11 protein-coding genes are annotated in these 20645 nt (G+C 41.3%); 1 reads left to right on the top strand and 10 read right to left on the bottom strand.

Going from position 1 to position 20645, the window contains the following annotated elements:
- Positions 1-7 precede the first annotated feature (7 nt).
- The gene (locus LNTAR_RS01260; protein WP_007276798.1) at positions 8-1261 is read left to right on the top strand and encodes a citrate synthase; all 1254 of its coding nucleotides are present in this window, start codon (positions 8-10) and stop codon (positions 1259-1261) included.
- A 326-nt stretch (positions 1262-1587) separates the two neighbouring features.
- Here LNTAR_RS01260 and LNTAR_RS01255 read toward each other — a convergent pair whose 3' ends face one another.
- The 10 genes from LNTAR_RS01255 to LNTAR_RS01210 all read right to left on the bottom strand — a co-directional run bounded on the left by LNTAR_RS01255 (position 1588) and on the right by LNTAR_RS01210 (position 20532).
- Positions 1588-1899 carry a hypothetical protein gene (locus LNTAR_RS01255; protein ID WP_007276797.1) on the bottom strand — a complete coding sequence of 104 codons (312 nt, stop codon included), beginning with the start codon at positions 1897-1899 and terminating at the stop codon, positions 1588-1590.
- A gap of 238 nt (positions 1900-2137) precedes the next feature.
- On the bottom strand, positions 2138-3697 hold the full coding sequence (locus LNTAR_RS01250; protein ID WP_007276796.1) for a sulfatase family protein: 1560 nt from the start codon (positions 3695-3697) through the stop codon (positions 2138-2140).
- Positions 3698-3771: 74 nt separating this feature from the next.
- Entirely contained in the window at positions 3772-5247 is a 1476-nt protein-coding gene (locus LNTAR_RS01245; protein WP_007276795.1) for a hypothetical protein, read from the bottom strand.
- A gap of 131 nt (positions 5248-5378) precedes the next feature.
- A complete protein-coding gene (locus LNTAR_RS01240) occupies positions 5379-7337 on the bottom strand; it encodes a protein kinase domain-containing protein (RefSeq protein WP_007276794.1) in 1959 nt (652 codons plus the stop codon).
- The gene (locus LNTAR_RS01235; protein WP_007276793.1) at positions 7337-7936 is read right to left on the bottom strand and encodes an RNA polymerase sigma factor; all 600 of its coding nucleotides are present in this window, start codon (positions 7934-7936) and stop codon (positions 7337-7339) included. Before LNTAR_RS01235 ends, LNTAR_RS01240 begins: the two co-directional genes overlap by 1 nt.
- A 155-nt stretch (positions 7937-8091) precedes the next feature.
- A complete protein-coding gene (locus tag LNTAR_RS01230) occupies positions 8092-9504 on the bottom strand; it encodes a glucoamylase family protein (protein ID WP_007276792.1) in 1413 nt (470 codons plus the stop codon).
- An 8-nt stretch (positions 9505-9512) separates the two neighbouring features.
- Positions 9513-11402: a hypothetical protein gene (locus LNTAR_RS01225; RefSeq protein ID WP_007276791.1), complete on the bottom strand. Its 1890-nt coding sequence runs from the start codon at positions 11400-11402 to the stop codon at positions 9513-9515.
- 2 nt (positions 11403-11404) lie between these two features.
- Entirely contained in the window at positions 11405-15193 is a 3789-nt protein-coding gene (locus tag LNTAR_RS01220; protein ID WP_007276790.1) for a hypothetical protein, read from the bottom strand.
- Positions 15194-15202: 9 nt separating this feature from the next.
- The gene (locus tag LNTAR_RS01215) at positions 15203-18616 is read right to left on the bottom strand and encodes a GH36-type glycosyl hydrolase domain-containing protein (protein ID WP_007276789.1); all 3414 of its coding nucleotides are present in this window, start codon (positions 18614-18616) and stop codon (positions 15203-15205) included.
- Positions 18617-18873: 257 nt separating this feature from the next.
- Complete coding sequence (locus tag LNTAR_RS01210) at positions 18874-20532, bottom strand: MFS transporter (protein WP_157473119.1); 1659 nt, start codon at positions 20530-20532, stop codon at positions 18874-18876.
- Positions 20533-20645: the final 113 nt, after the last annotated feature.

Here is a 20645-nt window from a genome sequence, read left to right as displayed (position 1 = left end):
AGAAATAATGTCTGAATCAGCAACGCTAAACCTCGCGGGAAAAACCCTAAATCTACCCATTTTAGAGGGTACAGAAAACGAAAAAGCAATCGACATCAGCGCACTTCGCAAAGAGACTGGTTTTGTAACTTTTGACCCAGGTTATGGTAATACATGCCCGTCTAAAAGTTCAATCACTTTCTTAAATGGTGAAGCAGGTGCACTTCGTTACCGCGGTTACACAATTGCAGAACTTTGTGAAAAGCACACTTTTGAAGAAGCTTCTTACCTTACACTTTACGGTGAACTCCCAACTGCAGAGCAATTGGCTGAATTTAAATCAGGTGTAAACGCCTATTCTAAGATGCCAAAGCAACTTGAGAAAATTTTCGAAGCTTACCCAGATACAATTCACCCAATGGTAATGATCAATGTATTGACTTCTTCACTTTCTGCTTACTTCCCAGAAGTGACAAGTATCTCAGACCCAGCTCAAGTAGAGAAAGCGACTCAAGTTGCTATCGGTCAAATGCTCACTTTTGTAGCTTTCGCTTACAGAAAGAGTATCGGCGCAAGTTTTGAATACCCGACTGAGCCATGTTCATCTGCTGCAGGATTACTAAAAATGATGTTCGGTAACGACTATGTTGTTGATCCTGATGTAGAAAAAGTTATTGACGAATTACTCATCCTTCACGTTGATCACGAATTCAACTGCTCAACTTCAGCAGTACGTTTAATTGGTTCTTCACAAGCTAACCTTTTCGCTTCAGTTTCTGGCGGTATCTCAGCTCTTTGGGGTCCTTTACATGGTGGTGCTAACCAAGCTGTCGTAGAAATGCTCCAGTTCATTCACGAAAACAATATTGACCCGCAAGAGTACTTAGAAAAAGTTAAGCGCAAAGAAGATGGTATTCGCCTAATGGGCTTCGGTCACCGCGTTTACAAAAACTACGACCCGCGTGCTCGCATCATCAAAAAGACTTGTGACCGCGTAATGGCAAAGCTAGGTAAAGAAGATCCACTTCTTGCTATTGCTCAGAAATTAGAAGCAGCAGCATTAGAAGATGAATACTTTACAAGTAGAAAGCTTTACCCTAACGTAGACTTCTACTCAGGTATTGTTTACAGAGCGATTAAAATCCCAACAGAGATGTTCACACCTTTATTTGCTTTAGGCCGTCTTCCTGGTTGGATTGCTCACTGGAGAGAACAAAACTCTGATCCAAAAGCTAGAATTGGCCGTCCTCGTCAGATATATACTGGTGAAACACAGCGCTAGTTTTTAGTAGCATTCACTCAAAAGGCCAGCTTAACAGCTGGCCTTTTTTATTTTGCCTAACAAACTATGCTAATAGCTAAGAACTCGGGGTACTTCAACTAGGAAAAACATCAATCAGAATAACAAATTCTTAGTAGTTTCTTATCGGAAACTTTACTCTACAAATGCGTATTATTTCATGAGAAAAATTTGTTTGGGGAACTGAAATTTTTAGATATAAGAAAAGTTGAAACCGCGACCTGTTTCTATCATGATGGTAAATGTAGGTTTCTATGAGAGGGATAAGTCAAAGTACCAAGCTCTGTAGCTTACTTTACCCGATTGTTTTAAGGTCCCGTGTAGCGGTTTGATGCTTGCTCCGCTTTCATGGTTCTTTTGAGGTCTTCCATCTTGCGATTGTGATGTATCGTTTTAGCATCCTGATATTTTTCTAAGTATTCAGGAGAGGGGGAATAATGAACGCGGGTGGTTTCTCTTTCGATTCTTTCTCGATCGAGGGCACGAGCTTTGCGTTCAGCGCGTCTTTCTTGTTTTTCTTTGTACTTATAGTAGCTACTACTGTCATTTGAGCAACGACAACCACAACGAAGGCCAACAAGAAAAAAGCTTACAATAATTGAAAGGTAAATGAGTTTCATAACTAAGTCCTCTTCTTTTATTATTGACTAAGTTATGGGTGAAGAATCGAGAGTCCTATAGCTTGCTTAGCTGTTTAACTCATTATGAATTTTAGCGATTGAGCTCAAAAGGGACCATGAACGAGTGGGATAAGTACATTTAAGAAAAAGCGGGAAGGCCTTATTTAAACTGATGTGTACAAAAAGAGGCCGTGAGTTAAACTCACGGCCTCTTTCCTTGCGTTTGCTTAGGGCAAATTTATTTTCCGTATACCCACGGAGCAGAGAAAGTTGATTCGGGAACCTCAAATTCTTTTCTTTGTGCTTTGAGTTGCTTTAGTAATTTCTTTTTAATTTCAGCGTATTCGGGGTTGTTAGCGACACTATTGACTTCATTGGGATCATTCTTGAGGTCGTAGAGCTCAAATTCATTATTGGTATAGAAATTGATCAGTTTGTAGCGCTCAGTACGAATACCTTCGTGACGTGGAACATTATGAGCTCCATGGTGATAATAGTGGTAGTAAATGGCATCGCGAACTTCAGATTTTTCTTCAGAGAAAATAGGCAACAAGGATTTACCTTGAAAGCGAGTTGGAATCTTGGCGCCAGCAGCATCGAGGAAAGTTGGGGCGTAGTCAATATTTTGAATCATTGCCTGCGGCTTACTGCCAGGTTTGATTTTTCCAGGCCAGCGAATCACGAAAGGCATTTTTAGTGCTTCTTCATACATCCAACGTTTTTCAGCCCAACCATGTTCGCCAATAAAGTAACTTTGGTCAGAACTATAAATAACAATGGTGTTTTCGTCGAGTTCATTATCCTCAAGCCATTTGAGAAGTCGACCGACATTATCGTCGATAGCTTGAACACAACGCAGGTAGTTTTTGATAAAGAATTGGTACTTAAGTTTACGCGCTTTTACTGGGTCCTTGAAAGCACCTGCTTTCTTCAATTCATAATACTCACTATTTTGATTATCCATGGCATCGAGTAGAGCTTTGCGTTGCTCAGGAGTCATGCGATCGAGGTGTTTTTTCTGTTTCTTATTAACAGGCTCAGTGGCATTTTTTGGTGGGAAATAAGCGAGGACTTCTTCGTTTTGACCATTGATTTCCATCCAAGCAGTTGAGGCACCTTTGAGGCGATTTTGGTAGTTGTCGTAGAGTGTTGCGGGTTCCGCAACATCTTCAGTATACATATTCATGTAGCGCGGGTGGGGAATGCGAGGAACATGCGGAGATTTAAACTGAACCATCATCAGGAAAGGCTTGTTTTGATCACGTTGGTCTAACCATTTGATCGATTCGTCTGTAACCACATCTGTCGAGTAGCCCATGATTTGTTCATGTCCCTTATCAATAGACATGAAATCGGGGTTGTAGAAATCGCCTTGACCACCAGAACCTACGAGAACTTTCCAGTAATCAAATTCGTTTGTGGGGTTGGGGTGCATATGCCATTTACCAATGAGCGCCGTTTGATATCCTGCTTTTTTAAGTTCACGGGGAAACACTGTCTGATTGCCGTTCCAGTGAGCGCCATTATAAGTCACTCCATTGATATGGCTGTGAACGCCAGAAAGGATCGATGCGCGACTTGGTTGACAGATTGAATTTGTACAGAAGCTCTTTTCAAAAACCGCACCTTCATCAGCAATGCGGTCGATATTAGGTGTTGTGTTAATTTTTGAACCATAAGCACCAATAGCATTTGTCGAGTGATCATCTGAAAAAATGAAAAGTATATTGGGGCGTTCTTGAGCACTAATCATGAAGTTGGACAAGATTAATCCGCAGAGAGTAAAAAGTTTTTTCATTATAGTTCCTTTTGTTATTATCTAATCTAAACCTACTACGGTGGGGAAAGCAGGGCTTTGACAAAGTTTTGGGACTATTTGTAGTTTAATTTGGTTTTTTCTTCAAAAAACTCTAATCCCACATCTGGGTGTAGGGCAGCTAGACCAAATAAGAGTGGGCAGAGGTCGATTCCTTGAACAGCTCGTGGACTCCACTTAGGGTCTAGGGTACTTGTACGCCAAGGTATAGTTAAATCATCCACTGAAAAGTAGGCTTGTGGATGAGTTTTTAAGGCTTCGAGAGCTTCTGGAATGATTTCTTTATCGAAGGGGGCGAAACCTAAAATGGCCGGGAAGTGGGCAATCATATCGTGATTTTCTTGAGAAGAATCCACGGAGTAACCCTTAAAACCGGCTCCTGCGCTACTGCCCCATAGGAGTTTTTGTTTCGATTGATCAAACCACCATTGACGGTCAAGTTCAGCCGCCTTTAAGCTCTCTTTAATAAATTGATCGGAAGCAATTCTATAGGGACTTAAATATAAGGGGAACTGAAAAGTGAAGAGGGGCAGCTGAGCTTTTCGGCGATCACTTAACACCGAATGATCACGATACGTAGAACGCGTCCAGTTTTGATCAATTTCGATGGGTTTTTCATCGAGCGAGTAGGAGACGTAATCGGAAAGTAAAAGATATTCATTAAAAAGCTTTGTTCGTCCCGAATTCGTTCCATCTTGTCCTTGGGTTAAAGCAAAAGCAAATGTATCCATGCGTGAGCTCTCCCAGTTAATGGAGTCCCATAATTCCTGAGTTAAGTTTTGGATATTTGAGTTTTGCGTGAATGTATTACGGCAAATGGTAGCTCCTGCAACGAGTAAAGCGGTGTCGATGGTAGAGAATTCCGAATTCCACATTGTTTCACCATTGTCTTTATTAAACCAGTGGCGATAAAGGCCGTTGGCATTTCTTTCGAGCTTGATGCCAGGCGTTTTATTTAAACATGACTTGAGTGTTTTGATAATTTTTTCTTTAGCATTGGGGTCTATATCAATTTCATGACTGATAGCTAATGCAATGAGTCCAATGCCCGTGCTCGCAGATGAAATACGTTTATCTTCAAGGCCTGACTTTCGACCGTATGAGTCTAAGTAAAAACCAGATTCTGAACGAATGTAATCGTAGAATTTACAAGTGTCAGTGAGACTCTTTGAGAGTTGCGGCTTCATAGGTGCCACGTTTGTAGTAATTGGATTGCCCGATTGTGCCTTGATGGACCTAGGGTTTGAATCTTTTTTAAGAAGGAAAAAGTAAACTGAAGTGGATGAAACTAAGAGAAAAATAAGACTAAGAACAATTTTTTTGGTTGAATTCTTCTTCTTTGTCGGAATTGGTTTCTTTGGTCGAACTTTGTTCTTAACTACTTGCGTCGGTTGGACTTCGACTAAATGATCTTCTTGGCATGCTTGAATGATGAATTTAGCCTCACATTTATAGCACTGTACCTTGATTCCCGTTAAATCTCTTTCGTCTTCAAAAGGTGCTGCGCAGTGAGGGCATTGATACTTATTCATAATCTATATGATGCAATTTTTATATTGAGAGGAACTTGGGTAAGTTCTTAAAATGCATGCGTACCTTTTATTAAATTAGAGATTAATCTAAATACGTCATGAAACCATAATTTTTTACAGCAGTAGCTAAATTATTGTCTAATAATTTCGACGCCATTTAGGTTTTTTCTTTTATTGAATCTGGGATAATCATTCGTTCCTATGACTAAAGTATTCAGCCCCTTGAGTTTAGTGAGCTCATGAATGTTGGGAATTTTTGATTTTTTAATGATCAAAGTTTCTAGAGGCATACGAGCCAAATCCAAAGTAATTTTGATGCTTGTATTTGAGATATTTAAAATTTTAACGTTTAAATTACGGATTCCTGATACAGAAGTGAGTTGGGGGTTGTCACTCAAATCGACAGATAGAGCCTCATTATCAAGAACTTTGATTTTTAAATTCATGGTTGGAGCCGCTAACTTATTGGTGACTTTTAGCATGTATTCAGCGATGTTGATTTTATCTTGGACATCATTCATTTTTTGCTCGGCAAAACCTGCCATTAAGAATGACATCTGCATGTGCTTGAGTTCATTCATTAAGTTAATGAGATCTTTAGTTTTAAGTAATTCTGAATCACTTTTCATTGAGCCATATTTCTTTGCTAGGTCAAATATTTTACTGTGTTTACGTTGATTCTCAGTTAATGAAGTAAGTGTCTCGAGAGCAAGTTGAAACTCTTGACGCACAAAGTGAGTCCTGCCTAAAACTAAGCGAGCATCGGAAAAATCGGGATCTCGAGCCACAGTAGTTTGCGCAATTCGCAAAGCTTTATCAAAATCATAAGTACTACTTTCCGAGAGCTCTTTAAGTAGGTCATTGACCATGTAGGGAGCGACTTCTTTACCGAGTTGTTTACTATGCTCTTTCTCAGTTTTATAGAGCTCGAGTGCAGCAATGGCTTCTTGTTCATTTTTTACAGCGCGTCTTTCGCTAATGATAATTTGCGCAATCCCATAGATCACAATTATACTCATTAGAGCCATCATTAAAGTGATATCTTTATGTCTTCTCATTAGTAAAACTAGAGATCGAGAAAAGCTCGCATTTTCTGCGTGAGTCGCAAAGCCATTGATCCATAGATTGACTTCACTCAATAGTTCATCCACACTCTGATAGCGATTTTCGGACTTTGTAGAAAGGGCCTTCATGGCGACGGCTTCTAAACTTTCGGGTATAGCGAAATCTACCATTTTAGAGGGCTTGATGATGTCGCCGTTAATCGTTTTGTTGAGTGATTCCATTAAATCATCATTGGATTTTATGGGCTTGTGTCCAGATAAAATAAAGTAGAGAATCCCACCTAGGGCATAAACGTCAGTGCGTTCATCCTTGGCGCCGTATTTAGAATCAATTTGTTCAGGCGCCAAATAACCGGGAGAACCTTTAATGACACCGTTTAAAGTGGCGTCATTATAAACTTGTGGGTCCAGAAGACTCGCTGTCGGTGAATCGTCTTGGTCATCAATAATCTTGGCGATTCCCCAGTCAAAAACCAGTACCTCACCATAGGCACCAACACCAATATTCTCTGGCTTTAAGTCGAGGTGTATTACGCCATTATCATGTGCGTAGGAAATGGCTTGGCAGACTTTCACAAAGATTTGCATCATTTCCTGAAATGAGTCGGATTTTCGAATATCTATTTTCTCGCGCCATTCATCGACTCGTAAGCCTTGGAAAAGTTTCATTGTGAAAAAGGGTTCGCCATCATCGTTGAGCCCCATATCGTAAATGGGCATAATACTCGGATGCTGCAGGGAGGCCGTTAAACGAGCTTCACGTATAAATCGATCAATATTGGCGGGGCTATCCGAATCAAGCAGTTCTGCTAAGGCGATTTCACGCATGGTAAAACGATCGGAATAACGCGAAACTTGTTTCATGCCACCATGATCAATTTCGGTATCCTTTTGGTAGCGGTCATGAACGTTGCTGATTTCATCGTAGAAGAGCGTGTCCTTTGTGGATTGCTCTTCAAACGCCGCTCGAAAGTGCTCACCTAAAGGTTTGAAATTCGTATAGAGATCCTGGTTTTCGTCGTTCATTAACTAAGTTCGTAATAGAGGCGGCGAATTTCTTCGTGAAATTTATTGGTGACGCGCTTGTTATAAACGTAAACAGTATTGAGTGCCATACCAGTTTCCTCACTAAAATCTTTAGCGGATTTACCTTCGTTGAGTTCAGTGAAGCACTTCATGACATTTTCAGAGAATTTATCTTTTATATTATTGAGCGCCATATTGCTGATGTAGTTTTCCCATTCACGCTCAGCATATTCTTCGATTTCAGGGCCACTCGTCCTTTCGGGATTCCAAGCTTGATAATCAGCGGCTTTTTCCTTCCTATCCTGACGTCTCTTGTAGGATCTAAAAAAATCTTTCACGGTGTTTCCTGTGACCATGCAGAGCCAGCCTCGAAAACGCTTTTTTTTGTCGTATTCAAATTCTGGAAGTTTATCCCAAGCTTTCATCATAACTTTTTGAACAATCTCTTCTGAATCGTGGTGATTGACATTCATGCCTCGGCAAATGATGTAGACATATTGACGGTAGTAAAAAACAAAATCTTCCCATGACGCTTCATCATGGCGATTGCGAATTTTTTCTAAGAGTGTTTCTCTCGTATGGAAATTTTCTTCATTCATTGCTTCAACCTAAGAAAGGATTTAATAAATATTATCATATCTCATGTGATCAAAATAATGTCTTGAAGTCTGATTTTGTAGCTAGGGCAGAGTAAATTAGCTAAGAGAGTGCAGAATTAGCTCTATTTGGACTTGTGAAGGCGCTTTGCGAGGACTTAAAGCTTTTCAAAGCCAATATTTTTAAGAGCTTTTTGAATATGTTCGTTCTTCATAAAGGTTTCTTGAATGAGTCCAGTACGGTGATTTTCTATAGCCAATAACATCGGACCCAAATCAATACCGAGGTACTGTTGCGCCACATAACCTGAATCTAAGTTAAATGTATCGTAAAAACCATAAGGAGTTTCACCTTCATTATTCCACACAATGGCGTTGTCATTATCGTCGTGGAGGCCGTAATAATAACGCAAAGTCTTAATCGCTTTTTCTGGTTCAAACATGATGCAGGTTCCCGCACCATAAGGAGCCACTTCGCCGTTGAGCATAAAGGGTTGATTTTGTTCGCCTCTTGGAAGGATCGCTCCCACATTATAACCATTGATCGAAGTGTGTGCGGTAAAGCCCCAGCCAAAGGGGCCATAAGTACGTGAAGCTTGAGAATTATCGATAGCAACTAACCAGGCAGCCTGGGTCGCCGCTTGTGAATTGTGATACCAGTTAATAGCTGGAACATGATCGAGTTGATGTTTTCGAGGCTGATCTTTACCGAGTTGCTCAAAATCTAACCAGATGTGAGCAAATTGATAAGTAAATAGAGCTCCGCTATAACTGTAGACAAACTCATCTGTTGATTGATAGCCTGGTGTTGCTGGATGATACTGACCTTTATTTCTCGCCCAATGATAGAAGTAATCTGCGGGGAGCGCAAAATCTTTGTTTGGGTTCGCGTTACCTAGTAAACAGCAGATGATACTTTCGTCACTAAAGTAATCCCAACGAACGGGATGAAATTTTCCTATGCCCGAAAGGTCTTCTTTGCTATCAGGTTCCCAAGCCATGAAAACTTGTTTGTGTTCGTGATCAGTAAAGGCGGCCCAATTGCACTTTTCGAAGATTTGATCGGCATATTCCTTGCACTTACCGCCAAAGTATTCACCAGCTGTAATGGCTCCCATGATTAAAAGGCCAGTATCTACCGTAGAGATAGCGGTTTCATAGCCATCTGTTGTCACTTGTGAGTCTTCATCGAGAAAGTGGTAGAACATGCCGTCTTTGGTTTGAGTCTTAGTCAGGGAAAGGAGAATCGTCTGCGTTCTTTGCTCAATCTCTTGCCTATCTCTAAAACCTCGTTCAGCGGCGACTACCATAGCACTTAAACCAAAGCCAATTGATGCAGTCGAATAAGTTGTGGGCTTATTTAAATTATCGGCAATAATACCCGTTTTTGGTGAGGCTTCATGCCAAAAGTATTCAAAACTCGCTCGGCTGACGAGATCTAAAAAATCATCATCATTTAAATGGGCGCTTCTACCAAGTATTTCATATACATTTCGAGTTGCTGGCTGAACGAAAACATTTTCCGCAGCTTTGGGGGCTTCGCCGAGTAGAGATTTGAATAATTTCTTCATACTTGAACTTAATCTTGCTTAAGTACAGAATCAAAAGCTTTGTAGCTAATGTTCGTGATTTTAGAAGATGAAAGAGGGCTAATCTGAATGCTCTCAATATCGTGTAAACTCAGCACGGCAGGTAGGGTGATGTTGAGTTCGCCTGATTCATTCGCTTTAAGGTTTAGGTAAATTTCGTTATTCATTTCCATTCTACCGTAGGCTGAGTCAGCTTTACGCATAAAAGTTAAGACAGCTTTTTCATCGGCACTAGAAGAATAGGCAACTGTGATTTCGCCATTACTCAAATTCTGAGCTTGTGAGAAACGCACTTCACTATTAGCGAAGTCGCTTACTTGCCAGCTTTCTCCAGCTTGGTAGAATTCAGCGAGCTTTGAATTGAGCTCATAATGATCCAAGAAACGTTCCATCATGACTGGACCCGTTTGGAGTAAACCTAAACTAAGGGCAAGTGTGTGTGCCGAGGTTTGGAACTCAATGACTTTTTTCTGTGTTGTGTTATAGCCTTCCCATGGGCCGTGATCTGTGAGTAGAAGTGAGATCGTTTCCCAATGACGTTCTAGGAGGGCTTCAACTTTTTCGGCTTGGTAAATGCTAGCAACACCCAATGCGTAAAGTGAGGGTGCATCAGTTATGCGGTGTTCGCTAGAAATGCAGTTCGACGGCAAGCCAACATGGCCCGTGTATTGAGTTTTGTTGCCCGTATAAGACTCCGATAATAGACCAGGCAATTGATGTTGCTTAGAGTAATCTAAATGAATTTTAGCAGCAATCGTCATAAGTTTATTCCAAGCAGGATTATCTTGATCACGTAAGAAGTTGGTGAGGCCGAGGAATTGGAAAGCCGAGCCATCCCACGTTGCTAAAGAATAAATGTCTTCTCCAGAACTATGTGGGTAGGGCTTGATTTTGAAGGCGGCGTTTGCGAGAGTCGCAGGATTTAAGTCGTAATAAAGAACAACAAAAGTCCAAGGTGCACGGAATTCATTGATAAATGAATTCATATGAGCTTCTTGAAAGACTCCATTAACTTCCCAGCCCGTGTAAGTATTATTTGTTGCATCCCAAGCAAAGTAGAATGATTGGGTCTTCGGATCGATGAGAGATTCATAACCAACTTTTTGCCTTCTTAGAAAAAGGTCGAGCTTTTTACGGATTTTTAGAGCTTTTTCATTATCCACAAGTTTGGGGTCAAGTAGGGCGCCAATAGATTTAGCAAGGGATGCGGTTAGGTTGACGTTGTCGCCAAAAACAATATTCACCACGCGCTGATCGAGGACTTCCATGATTTGATAACGCTGTTCGAAATAAGGGGCAAGCACACCTTCAAAATGTTCTGTACCGTATTTATCCGAACGTAGGATGTTTGCCCAAGTGCCATCACTTGAGGGCTTGATCCACTTAGCTTCAACGAGCACATCCCAAAGTTTATTGGTGTCAATATTCTCAAGGTTCTTTTGGAATTTGGCTTTACTGATTTTTTCACCGAGCGGGCCTACACGATGGCCATTGCCTAAATCGAGAAAGTTAACCATAAGGCCTTTAGCTGCAAGCTGAGGATTGTCTTGATCTGTTAATAGTGTGTTGCTCATACGATCAAGTTTTTCGAGTGAATCGGCTTGTGAGTAAGCATCGCCACAGTAGCCCGCCGACATATTAGCTAGAAGCTCAAGGTATTCACCAATCGCAGAGAGTTGCGTGAAGTTTCTCAAGTAAAGCCCACGTTCAGGGTCCTGGTTCCAACCTTCTACAGGATAAGAAGAATAAGGATCAATCATGCCGTGTTCTTCATCGACGAACTTTAATGAGTTATCAAGAAGTTTTTCTGAGTAAGTTTTTGTACTTGTGCATGATGCAGAAACTAAGGCGAGAAGCCCGAGTGAGAGGAGTTTTTTCATATTTATTTCCTTGTTTCAGGTAAGAGATAAGATTTAACAAAATTGATGGCTTCGTCTTCGTAGAAAGCACAGCCCATAGCAAAACGGTTTTGATAATTTTCCTTTTCGTCCAAAGTGAAATTTAGCACGAGTCCAGTTGCGGGGTCAGCATGCCATTGACGTTGAGTTTTTGGCGCCTCTTTCATTAAGCTCGATGCGTCGAAATCGCTACGATGGCGTAAGTAAGTGTTAGGAGCTTTTTGGGAAGCCATCAAGCCAAACATTCCAGTCGTAGGCTGTAGGCAGTAGAGGGCATTAGATCCCGGCGACAATAGGACCTCTTGTGATTCACGTTTTTCTTTAACTCGCACACTATCTTCGTTAGCTTTATCTAAGCTCCACTCTTGATAGAGAATCAGTTCGATGTCGGCTTTTTTCGCATTCTCAATTTTTAGATCAACAAAGTAAATAGGATCACTTTTAACTGGGATGGTGATTTTGACTTCAGCCTTGAATAATTCTTTCTGGAGTTCAAAAATCAGTGTGTTTTCATCTCTGCGAATCCTTGATTCTTTAAAGAGATTAAATTTTTCATTTCCGTGCTTTAAAAGGAAAATTTGAGAGTTTTCATGAAGCTTACTCGATCGAGTGATTTGGATATTTGATCGAAGGCCGTGCATGGAGCTGCTCACATGTCCATCCTGACAAGAGAGGTGAAGTTCTTGATTACTGATCTGTAAAGAATTTTTCTCTCTGTATTTACGGAATGTTAAATAGAGCTGGATAAGCACGAGAGTTGAGGCAAATAGAGTGAGCAGAACTGTAGGCTTGAGTGAATTGAAGTTCTGGCTACTTGCCTGTATGGATAGAGCTTTATTCCAAGCATAATCCCAGTCAGCTCCTGAACGAGGAATGTAATAGGGGATGAGCAACGGTGCCCAAGTCATGAAACGTTTTACACCTTCAGGTATGACAGAGAGGCCTTCCTTGCCCGTAAAACGTGCAAATTTCTTATCCAAGTCATCCATGCCGATAAAACTTAAGTTAACTAAAGTGGCAACGCGCAAGCCCATGTGATCGAGCCAAATGAGGATGCGGAAGCCTTCGTAAGCCATGATCCACATAAAGACTTCTAATGACCAAGAATGAAATTGTTCAGCACTCATGGTGAAGTTCGCTCCAATGCAAAAGAGAGTATGAACCGCACCATCCTGGTTGTACCAAGTTGGTGCGGGCATTTGACGAAGGAAAGTGAAAATAATGGGTGACATCCAGAGTCCCCAACGCAAAACGCGAATGGTTCCTTCGGCAAGTTCAGTGAGCCCATCTTGAGAAACAATGCGTTTGAGGTGGATGCTATTGCGTGTAAATAAAGCCTTTAAAAGGGATTGGTTTAAGGCAAAGAGCCAGGCAGCAACACCCCAGGCAATAACGCCATTGAGCGCTTGGTTGAAAAAGAGTTTTGAACCACCCGTGTAAGTCCCGAGCTGCACGTGACCCCATTTGGATAAGAGCGTGTCGAAAGAGTAGTTTTGTGCGTTTGTCGCAAAAGTATTGTAGTTAAAGAACCTTTCGCTCACAACGGGAAGTTGGCCTGCGTCAAAGTAGAAGGCGAGAGCAGCACCAATGAAACCACCTTGCAGAGAGTTAAGTAAAAATGATTTAGCACTCTTCTCTTTTAGCGCATTAACGCCTGCAAAGACAAGGGTTCCGGCAATACAGCCAAAAAGAATCCGGAGAAAAGTGTGTTGTGAACTCAAGTTCCATTGAATGGCTAAACCTAATGATAAACCGACTAAAGCACCGCGGGTGTAAAGGTGGCTTTCTTTGTAAGCGGACTTGGTACGATCAAAGAAACCGTGGCTACCATCAAAACTTTCGATGATGACTTTGACTGTGGGGAAAACAAAGATCATGATTAAACTTAGACTTATGATCGGAGACGATTCAAAGAGCTGACGACTGAAGTTCCATTCACAGAGCATGCCTAAAAGCTGCAAGATCGCCATGAGCACGCCCGAGTAAACACGGCCATTATGGCGGCCTTTAAAAGCGTGATCGTGAATGGTATGCGCCGCAGGACCAATGCCTTTTATGGCATCGAGGAGCACACCCGTGATCATAAACACAAAAGCCCATAACATCCCCTGCGAGAAGACGGTTGTGACAACAGCAATGATAGCTTGTAAGATTCGTGGGAACTCGCTCATGTAAGTTCCACAACCTAAGTCAGCGATATAGGGAGCTAAGACAATCGCAAAAGATAAGTAAGCCAGTTTTTTATGAGCATTCTTGTCGAACAAAGCATGCTTATTAATGATGAAAGAAAAGCACTGGCAGATGAACTCCACAAAGAAAAAGAGGATGAGAAAACGGCTTGTGATAAGACCAATATTCTCTGATAAACTTTGGTGACTAATGAATTTTAATTGTACGAGTTCATTGAGAAAGGCCGTGTTTTGCATCATCAGCAAAAGTGAGATAAAACTTGGGACGAGTGCGAGGCCATAAAAAGTGAGTAAAGGCAAAGATTTTTTACTGGCTTTTAAATAGCAGGCACCGAAGTAGAGCGTCAATAATAAAATGGTCCCAAAGCCACCGGAATAGGGCAAATCAAGAAAAGAATCGGGCATTGACCATACAGCTGAAGTCGATATAAAAGTCAGGCTAATGCCGATGAGAGAGATATGAGTGAAAACTTCACGACGGCTTGGAAGTTTTGAACTCACTAAAATACTGATGAGAACGCTTAAACAAAAAGCTAAGGCTAAGGCTAAGATTGGATAAAAAGACCTTTCCAAAGCAGGGCTGTTAGAAATTGAGTAAACAATAAGGTTTAAACTTATGTATAAACTGATCGCAAGTGACTTATGGTATGTTTTTGCCTTGAGCATGGAAGGAGTTTTGAAAAATTGGGCAAAAATCAAAGCACAAATGAGAATAAGTAGAAGTGCGAGTTTTTGATCTTGGTTGATCTTTTCCAAGAAAGTCATTTTTGAACTTTGCAATTGGAACGCGAGTTGATCACTGACATGATTGGGACTGGTATTCTCGATCAAGAGTACGAGTTCGTTTATCTTACTTAAATTCTCGTGATCAAGAACCGTGCGTGAAGTACTGTCATTTAAGCTGATAACTTGAGTGTTTTTGTCGCCTTTGATTTCCACAGAATATTGCAACTTAGAGTTGAGTTGAAGGGGCGATAAATTTAATTCTAATATATCCATGCCCTGAAGATCAAAACCCTTGGCCCACACACCACAAATATCCCCTGGTCCGAGAGCAAATTTCAGTCTACTATCGTCTAAGAAAGAAATGGCTGAATTGATGTTTAAAGCACCGGACTCAGCGATTTGAAAACTTTGCTTCTTTTCTAATGCAGGGAAATTCCTTAAGTCAAAACTATAATTCAACTCTCCTGAAACAGTTGATTGTTTTGTGTTACTGACGAGCAAAACGATTTCGTTTAAGTTGCCAAGTAGATCCCACTGAATGAGAATATCTTGGCTCTCAGAACTCAAAGGAAAATGCTGAACACCCGCGTCTCCCTTGAGTTCTAAGTTGATTTGCAGATCCTTCGCTTTGGAAGGATCTGAAATTGTGAAGTGAAGTAAATCTTTTCGTTCAATATCTTTTAAGCGGTGCCAGTTACCGACAATAGCTAGATGTTTGAGCTTATAGTTTAATTTCGACCCCTCATTGGAGAAATGTGAGTGACCCTCAGCACCATTCATGTGAATGGTGCCCGAGTCAACAAGGTCGAGACCAAAGAGGCTAAAACAAAAAAGTAGGCTTAAAAAGAAATACTTCACAGGGGGTGCTTAGGAATAAATTTCGACTACGTTGCTATCTTCTTGAAGAAGTTGACGGAAAGTTGTCCATTTAGTCTTCAGACCACCATCGCGATAAGGGTTGTCGCTAGACGTATTGAGCTCGAGCTCTTTACCATTGAGAAGCACCTTTTTATCTGCCGACTTGTTGTATTTAAAGACGACGGGTTTGCCATCGATATCGAAGTTGAAATTGAGGCCATCAAAGTTCTCAGGAAGAACGGGATCGATCACAAAATCATCATAGAAACGACGAATGCCGAGAACGCGAGTAATCAGCACGTTCACGTAGATACCAGGTCCAGAAGAATAGATTCTCCAGCCACCCTTAGATTTAACTTTACCAGAGCGAAGATCTTCAACCGTTTCTTGAGCTTCATAACGGTCATTATAGTCCGCATCTGAAGATGAGAAGTAGCAGTTAGATTGACGGATTTCCGCCGAGTCAAAGCTATCCTGAATATTCACAGGATTCACAACTTCCATGGCCGTTAAGAGTTCTTCGGCTTTACCGAGCTTAGCCATGGCTTCCATGTAACGGAGGTGAGCATGGACATAGTGATTACCAATTTCACGACCTACAAAAGTTGCGGTTTCCGCACGTTGGAAAGATTTAGAAATACCACCCGTGTATTGCGGGGGAGGATCCATGAGGTGAACCCCATCTTTGAAGAGCAGTTTATCCTGAATCATTTGGTAGTGAGCTTCCGCTTGTTCAGGTTCAAAGATCTCTGAAATAATACCGCGAATCGCTGGGAGAAGACGGTACTTAACACCCGTTTTTGTGTCCGTTGGGTGAAGGAGAAGATCGACGTCGTCCTCAGAGTTAAAGAAAGCAAAACCTGCAGTGAGATCGTCTTTCACGAGGTAGTGATTGAAGTCCTTCTTCATTTGTCCACAAGTCGCTTTGAGTTCTGCTGCGAGTTCAGTTTTACCAGCTTTTTCACAAACAACTTGGTAACGCGTAAATGTTTGGTAAAGAAGTTCAACGGTCCAAACAGAAACGAGTTTATCTTTCATCTCTGGGTCGTGAGGCTGAAGTGAATCATTCCAGTCGCCATCGCCATAACTGATGAGCTTAGTATCACCGACAAAAGCATTGCGAATGTGATCGAGTTCTTTGTTGATGTGATCGAAGAGAGTTTCTTCTTTGTCAGTGAATTCGAAACCTTCAATATTTGTGTAAGGAATCTTTTCGTCGAGAATGGAAAGGTCGTTGGAGTATTCAACGTAATCACAAACCGCTTTCAAAGGCCATACAATGATGTCGCCGTGAGCGTGTGCCTGCTGAATATCAGAGAACTTGTCGAACATGAACCACTGAGGCCATTCGCCATTTTGCTCGTATTGGTGTTTGTAAACTTCGAGCACAACGCGTTTGACGGGCTCAGTCTTACCAAAGGCAAGAAGAAGTTCTACAGGACCCTGGCAAACGTCACGGCTACCCCATGCAGCGCCAGAATACTGTTCGAGACCGTAAGGTTTTGTGTAGTGGATCATGGCATTGTGCTGGAGCCATGGGATCACTTCACTGAGTTTAGATACTGAGTTGTTATCAAGCCCAGAGCATTTAGCGTTGTTATTGAGTGAACGCCAGTATGCATCGGCTTCAACTTTGAAGATCGACGTATCGAAATCAGCGGCGGTGTATTTTTTGGCGTTTGCATCAGCTTTTACGTCATCAGTGATTGTGCCCGTGAGGACAATTTCGAATTGGCTTGTTGCACTTGTTGTGATTGTCGCGTAAGGGTAGTTTTTGAACTCGCCATCGAGGAAGAGAACTTCGTCGCCAGAAAGTTTAGCATCTGCTTGTCCTTCTTTTACCGAGAGGTCAAAACGACTTTTTGGGTACTTATTTTTACCGAAGTAATCGTGGCCAGGGAAGAAAGTAAAGCGTTTGTCATCCACACGTCCCACAGTTTCATTAGCGTATTCATTCACACCCATGATGATGTTGTTCGTGATGATGAACTCGAGTTCTTTACCTGATTCAACTTCGATATTTGTCACGAGGACAGCGTCGGAAATAGCACATTGAGTTGTGACAATGATCGTTTCTTCGGCGCCTTTATAAATCCAGCGACAAGCGTTGAGGCTGATCTCAAAAGCAGAAGGCATGCGAAGTTGTTCGATTTTATCGCCATCTTTAACAAAGATTCGTTGACCCGAGGCACGTTGAAAATTAACCCAACCGCGGACAATGCCGATTGATTTGTTGAATGAAGTATTACCAAAAGTGACTTGTGAGTTAAAAACGCCCCCCATCCAACAAGTCGAAGCAATGGCTTCGTCAGAAGGGAAGAGGTCTTCACCTGAACGAACAATGTGACCGTGAGGACGGTCGCAGCTCAACTCTTTATTTTTGAGAACAACGTGTTTTGAATCATCACCATAAAAGAAAGCGGCTGTTTGACCATTGAGTTCTTCGAGGTTGCGTTTTTCGCCAGTGAAGTATTTTTCAAGATCAGCTTCAGTGAGGTCTTCAGTAGCAAAGAACTTAGCTTCGCCAAAGAGGTTATTGTAGCCACTCGCCTTGGCTTCAGGAAACTCAATCGCGGGAAGAGCTGCGAATTCATTTTTAGCGAGTTCTACTTTTTCGAGGTCAGCAGAAGAAGTCGTTGCTTCGTGATTGATTTCAAAGAAAGCGAAGAAAGTTTTTTCTGCAGAAGCACCAGCCGCAAGACTGACGCGCTTTGACTGAAGCACGTGGCAGGAGAACTCACCCTGACGACGAATACTGCGTAATGTTTCTTCTTTGAGAGCTGCGATTTCAGCATTCTCTTTGTATTGGTGGCCAAAGAAGTCAATACCATCAGTACTGAAGCCAGTGGCACCATCTAGAACACCTGACATAAGGAAAGGGAAGCCCGTGTGCTGTTTGAGGTTTTGGCGAGAGAAGAGAACGTAACCACTTTCTTTGTCACCGAGCACAGTGTGGTCAATGTAGTGAGAGACATAACCTTCGTTATTGAGGGGAGCGCCTTTAGCGGCAACACCGGCATCTTGTACATAGATGAAGTCAACTTCAGTATCAGCACCTTTGTTTTCTACGGAAGCTGTCCAGAACCAGGTGCCTGTATTTTCGGAAAGACGGAAAGTTAAGGAATAATCAATATTCTCAAATTGACCTTTTAAAACATAAGCTCTATCATCTGCGGAGATCGCAAATTTAGAATTTTTTGAGATCATGGGAGTCGAAATGATTTCGCCTGATTTAAAAACGCGAAGGTAGATATTGCTCACAGCTTCATCAAAAATACTACCCATGAAAAGGTTGACCATAACATTGTCGTTTTCAATGCTATAAGCTGTGCCGTCTTGGAGAATGCGGAAGTGCATTCCTGTGTTGTTGCGGAACTCGCTAAAACCTAGGGTGTGTTCGTACCTGTATTTGATATCTTTCATAATTTTCCTTAGTTAGTAATGTTTAAAAGGAACTACGAAAAGCTTTTGGCTTAGTTGACAAAAAGAGGTCAAATAATTAAACAAAAATATAGTTTTTTTTTAATAATCTTGCCCTAGATCTTGTTTTTAAAGCTTTATTTCTTTCTATTTAAATTAAGTAGAGATTTGGAGTTCATTATAAAGCATAAAAAAACTGAGATCTCCCTCATCGGGACAGATCTCAGTTGTCATGTACAAAATAGTTGAATAATTGAAGTTTATGTATTTTCTTCCTTAGCATCAAATTGTTCTTTGATGGCTAAGACTTCTTTCTTGCCAAGTGGATAAATGAAGCAGATGATTGCCGAGATCAGACAAAGCAAAATAGGCAAAACAATTTCCACAACTCTCATCCATAAAAGTGTGTGTGTAGATTGGCTCGCCAGTTTCTTGCTCGTTATTTCAAGCTCATCGTATAGATCCGTGCTATACTTGTGTGTTATACCTGTTTCAATACTAGAGAGCTTTGATAAAATCATTTCTTTATCTTTATGCTCACTTTCAAGCATATGAGTTTTGAATTTATCAATGGAGCTTTGAAGCTCTTTTAGTTGCTCTTCAGATGGGAAGTCGAACTTTTGAATTTCTCTTATGTTTTGTGTGATTGCTTCAGCTTTTTGAACTTGCGTTTCATCGAAATTAACTGAGCTAATTAAAAATCCTGTGATGATACTTGCAAAAGCTGTGCCTAGTTTGATGAACCACCAATAAATGGAGTAATAACTTCCTTGCTTGGTTTTTCCGGTCTTGACGGTGTTCTCGTCGCAAACATCACCGACCATTGCAGCTCCAAGGGTAAAAAAGAAAGACATACCAATAGAGAGAATGATGGTAGGAATCACAATGAGGTAAGGGTAGTCGGGATTATAGCAAACAATTTTAGTGAGTTGGGCAAGAATCATAATCATAATCGCAATAAATAGAGTAGACTTTTTGCCAAGTTTATGAGCAATCATATTTAAAGGGAACACGGCGAGTAAGCCAGTAAAACCCCACAGCATGCCGTTGAAACCTAAGAGCGCTCCTGCAGCTTCTTTATCCGCCGAGAAAATATAATAAATAGGGATGTAGTAACCCAATAAGCCCACGAAGTTGAAGCCCATAGCTAAACTAAAGACGATGAAGATAAGTTTAATGAAAGTCTTATTTTGCCAGGTGTTTTTGAATTCTTGAATGAAGCTGATCTTGAGTTCTTTCTTAGGTTCGATAACTTGTTTAGGTTCACGAAGTGTCTTATAGGACCAAAAAGATAAGGGGATGACGATTAAGGCAACTAAGAGCGACACGTAACGCATGCCATCAATTTCATTTCCTGTTCCTTTAAAAAACTCTAAGTTAGCCAAAAAGAATAACCACGGTGTGCCCATGGCAAATAAATTTCCCATGAAGCTTTTTGCAGAAAAGAGCTTGGTACGATCATCAGGGTCGTGGCTCAATTCCATTCCCAAGGCACCATGTGGGATTTCAAAGACTGTACAGGAAGTATAAAAAATGAGTAAAAAGACGAGGATGTAAGCGAGCTGGAACCACTGGTAGGCGCCTTCAGATGGAAACAATGCTTGGAATTCTTGGCTGCGCGGTACCCACCACATTAAAACAAAGCTAATGGAAACGGCCACGCCGCCATAGAGGATGAAGGGACGCCGGCGACCATTTTTTGATTTATGATTATCCGAAATATACCCCATGATTGGATCTGAAAAAGCATCCCATAAGCGTGGAATGAGCATAATAAAGCCCATGAGGATAGCACTTAGGCCTAGACTAATATTCCCCATGAGGCCCATGAGTTGTCCGGTGATATTGAAGAGGGCGATAGGCACAATGCCACCTGCACCATAAGCTAAAAGCTGGTCAAATTTTACGTGTTTACTCAATCTAGGTCCTGTGTGTTTTTCTTTAACTACGACAGGCTTTGATTTTTTTTGACAAGCTTTCAATAAATTATAAATAAAACTCGAGGGTAAAAAGTTAGATGTTGCTTCTGTTA

It is taken from the genome of Lentisphaera araneosa HTCC2155, from assembly GCF_000170755.1.
In the GTDB taxonomy this organism is placed as follows: domain Bacteria; phylum Verrucomicrobiota; class Lentisphaeria; order Lentisphaerales; family Lentisphaeraceae; genus Lentisphaera; species Lentisphaera araneosa.
The sequence above is the reverse complement of the archived record's forward strand: the minus strand, read 5'-3'. Positions and strand labels throughout refer to the sequence as shown.

Bases quoted from the DNA above. Each gene is read 5' to 3' on its own strand.
- LNTAR_RS01260 (WP_007276798.1), top strand. From the start codon at position 8: ATGTCTGAATCAGCAACGCTAAACCTCGCGGGAAAAACCCTAAATCTA.
- LNTAR_RS01255 (WP_007276797.1), bottom strand. From the start codon at position 1,899: ATGAAACTCATTTACCTTTCAATTATTGTAAGCTTTTTTCTTGTTGGC.
- LNTAR_RS01250 (WP_007276796.1), bottom strand. From the start codon at position 3,697: ATGAAAAAACTTTTTACTCTCTGCGGATTAATCTTGTCCAACTTCATG.
- LNTAR_RS01245 (WP_007276795.1), bottom strand. From the start codon at position 5,247: ATGAATAAGTATCAATGCCCTCACTGCGCAGCACCTTTTGAAGACGAA.
- LNTAR_RS01240 (WP_007276794.1), bottom strand. From the start codon at position 7,337: ATGAACGACGAAAACCAGGATCTCTATACGAATTTCAAACCTTTAGGT.
- LNTAR_RS01235 (WP_007276793.1), bottom strand. From the start codon at position 7,936: ATGAATGAAGAAAATTTCCATACGAGAGAAACACTCTTAGAAAAAATT.
- LNTAR_RS01230 (WP_007276792.1), bottom strand. From the start codon at position 9,504: ATGAAGAAATTATTCAAATCTCTACTCGGCGAAGCCCCCAAAGCTGCG.
- LNTAR_RS01225 (WP_007276791.1), bottom strand. From the start codon at position 11,402: ATGAAAAAACTCCTCTCACTCGGGCTTCTCGCCTTAGTTTCTGCATCA.
- LNTAR_RS01215 (WP_007276789.1), bottom strand. From the start codon at position 18,616: ATGAAAGATATCAAATACAGGTACGAACACACCCTAGGTTTTAGCGAG.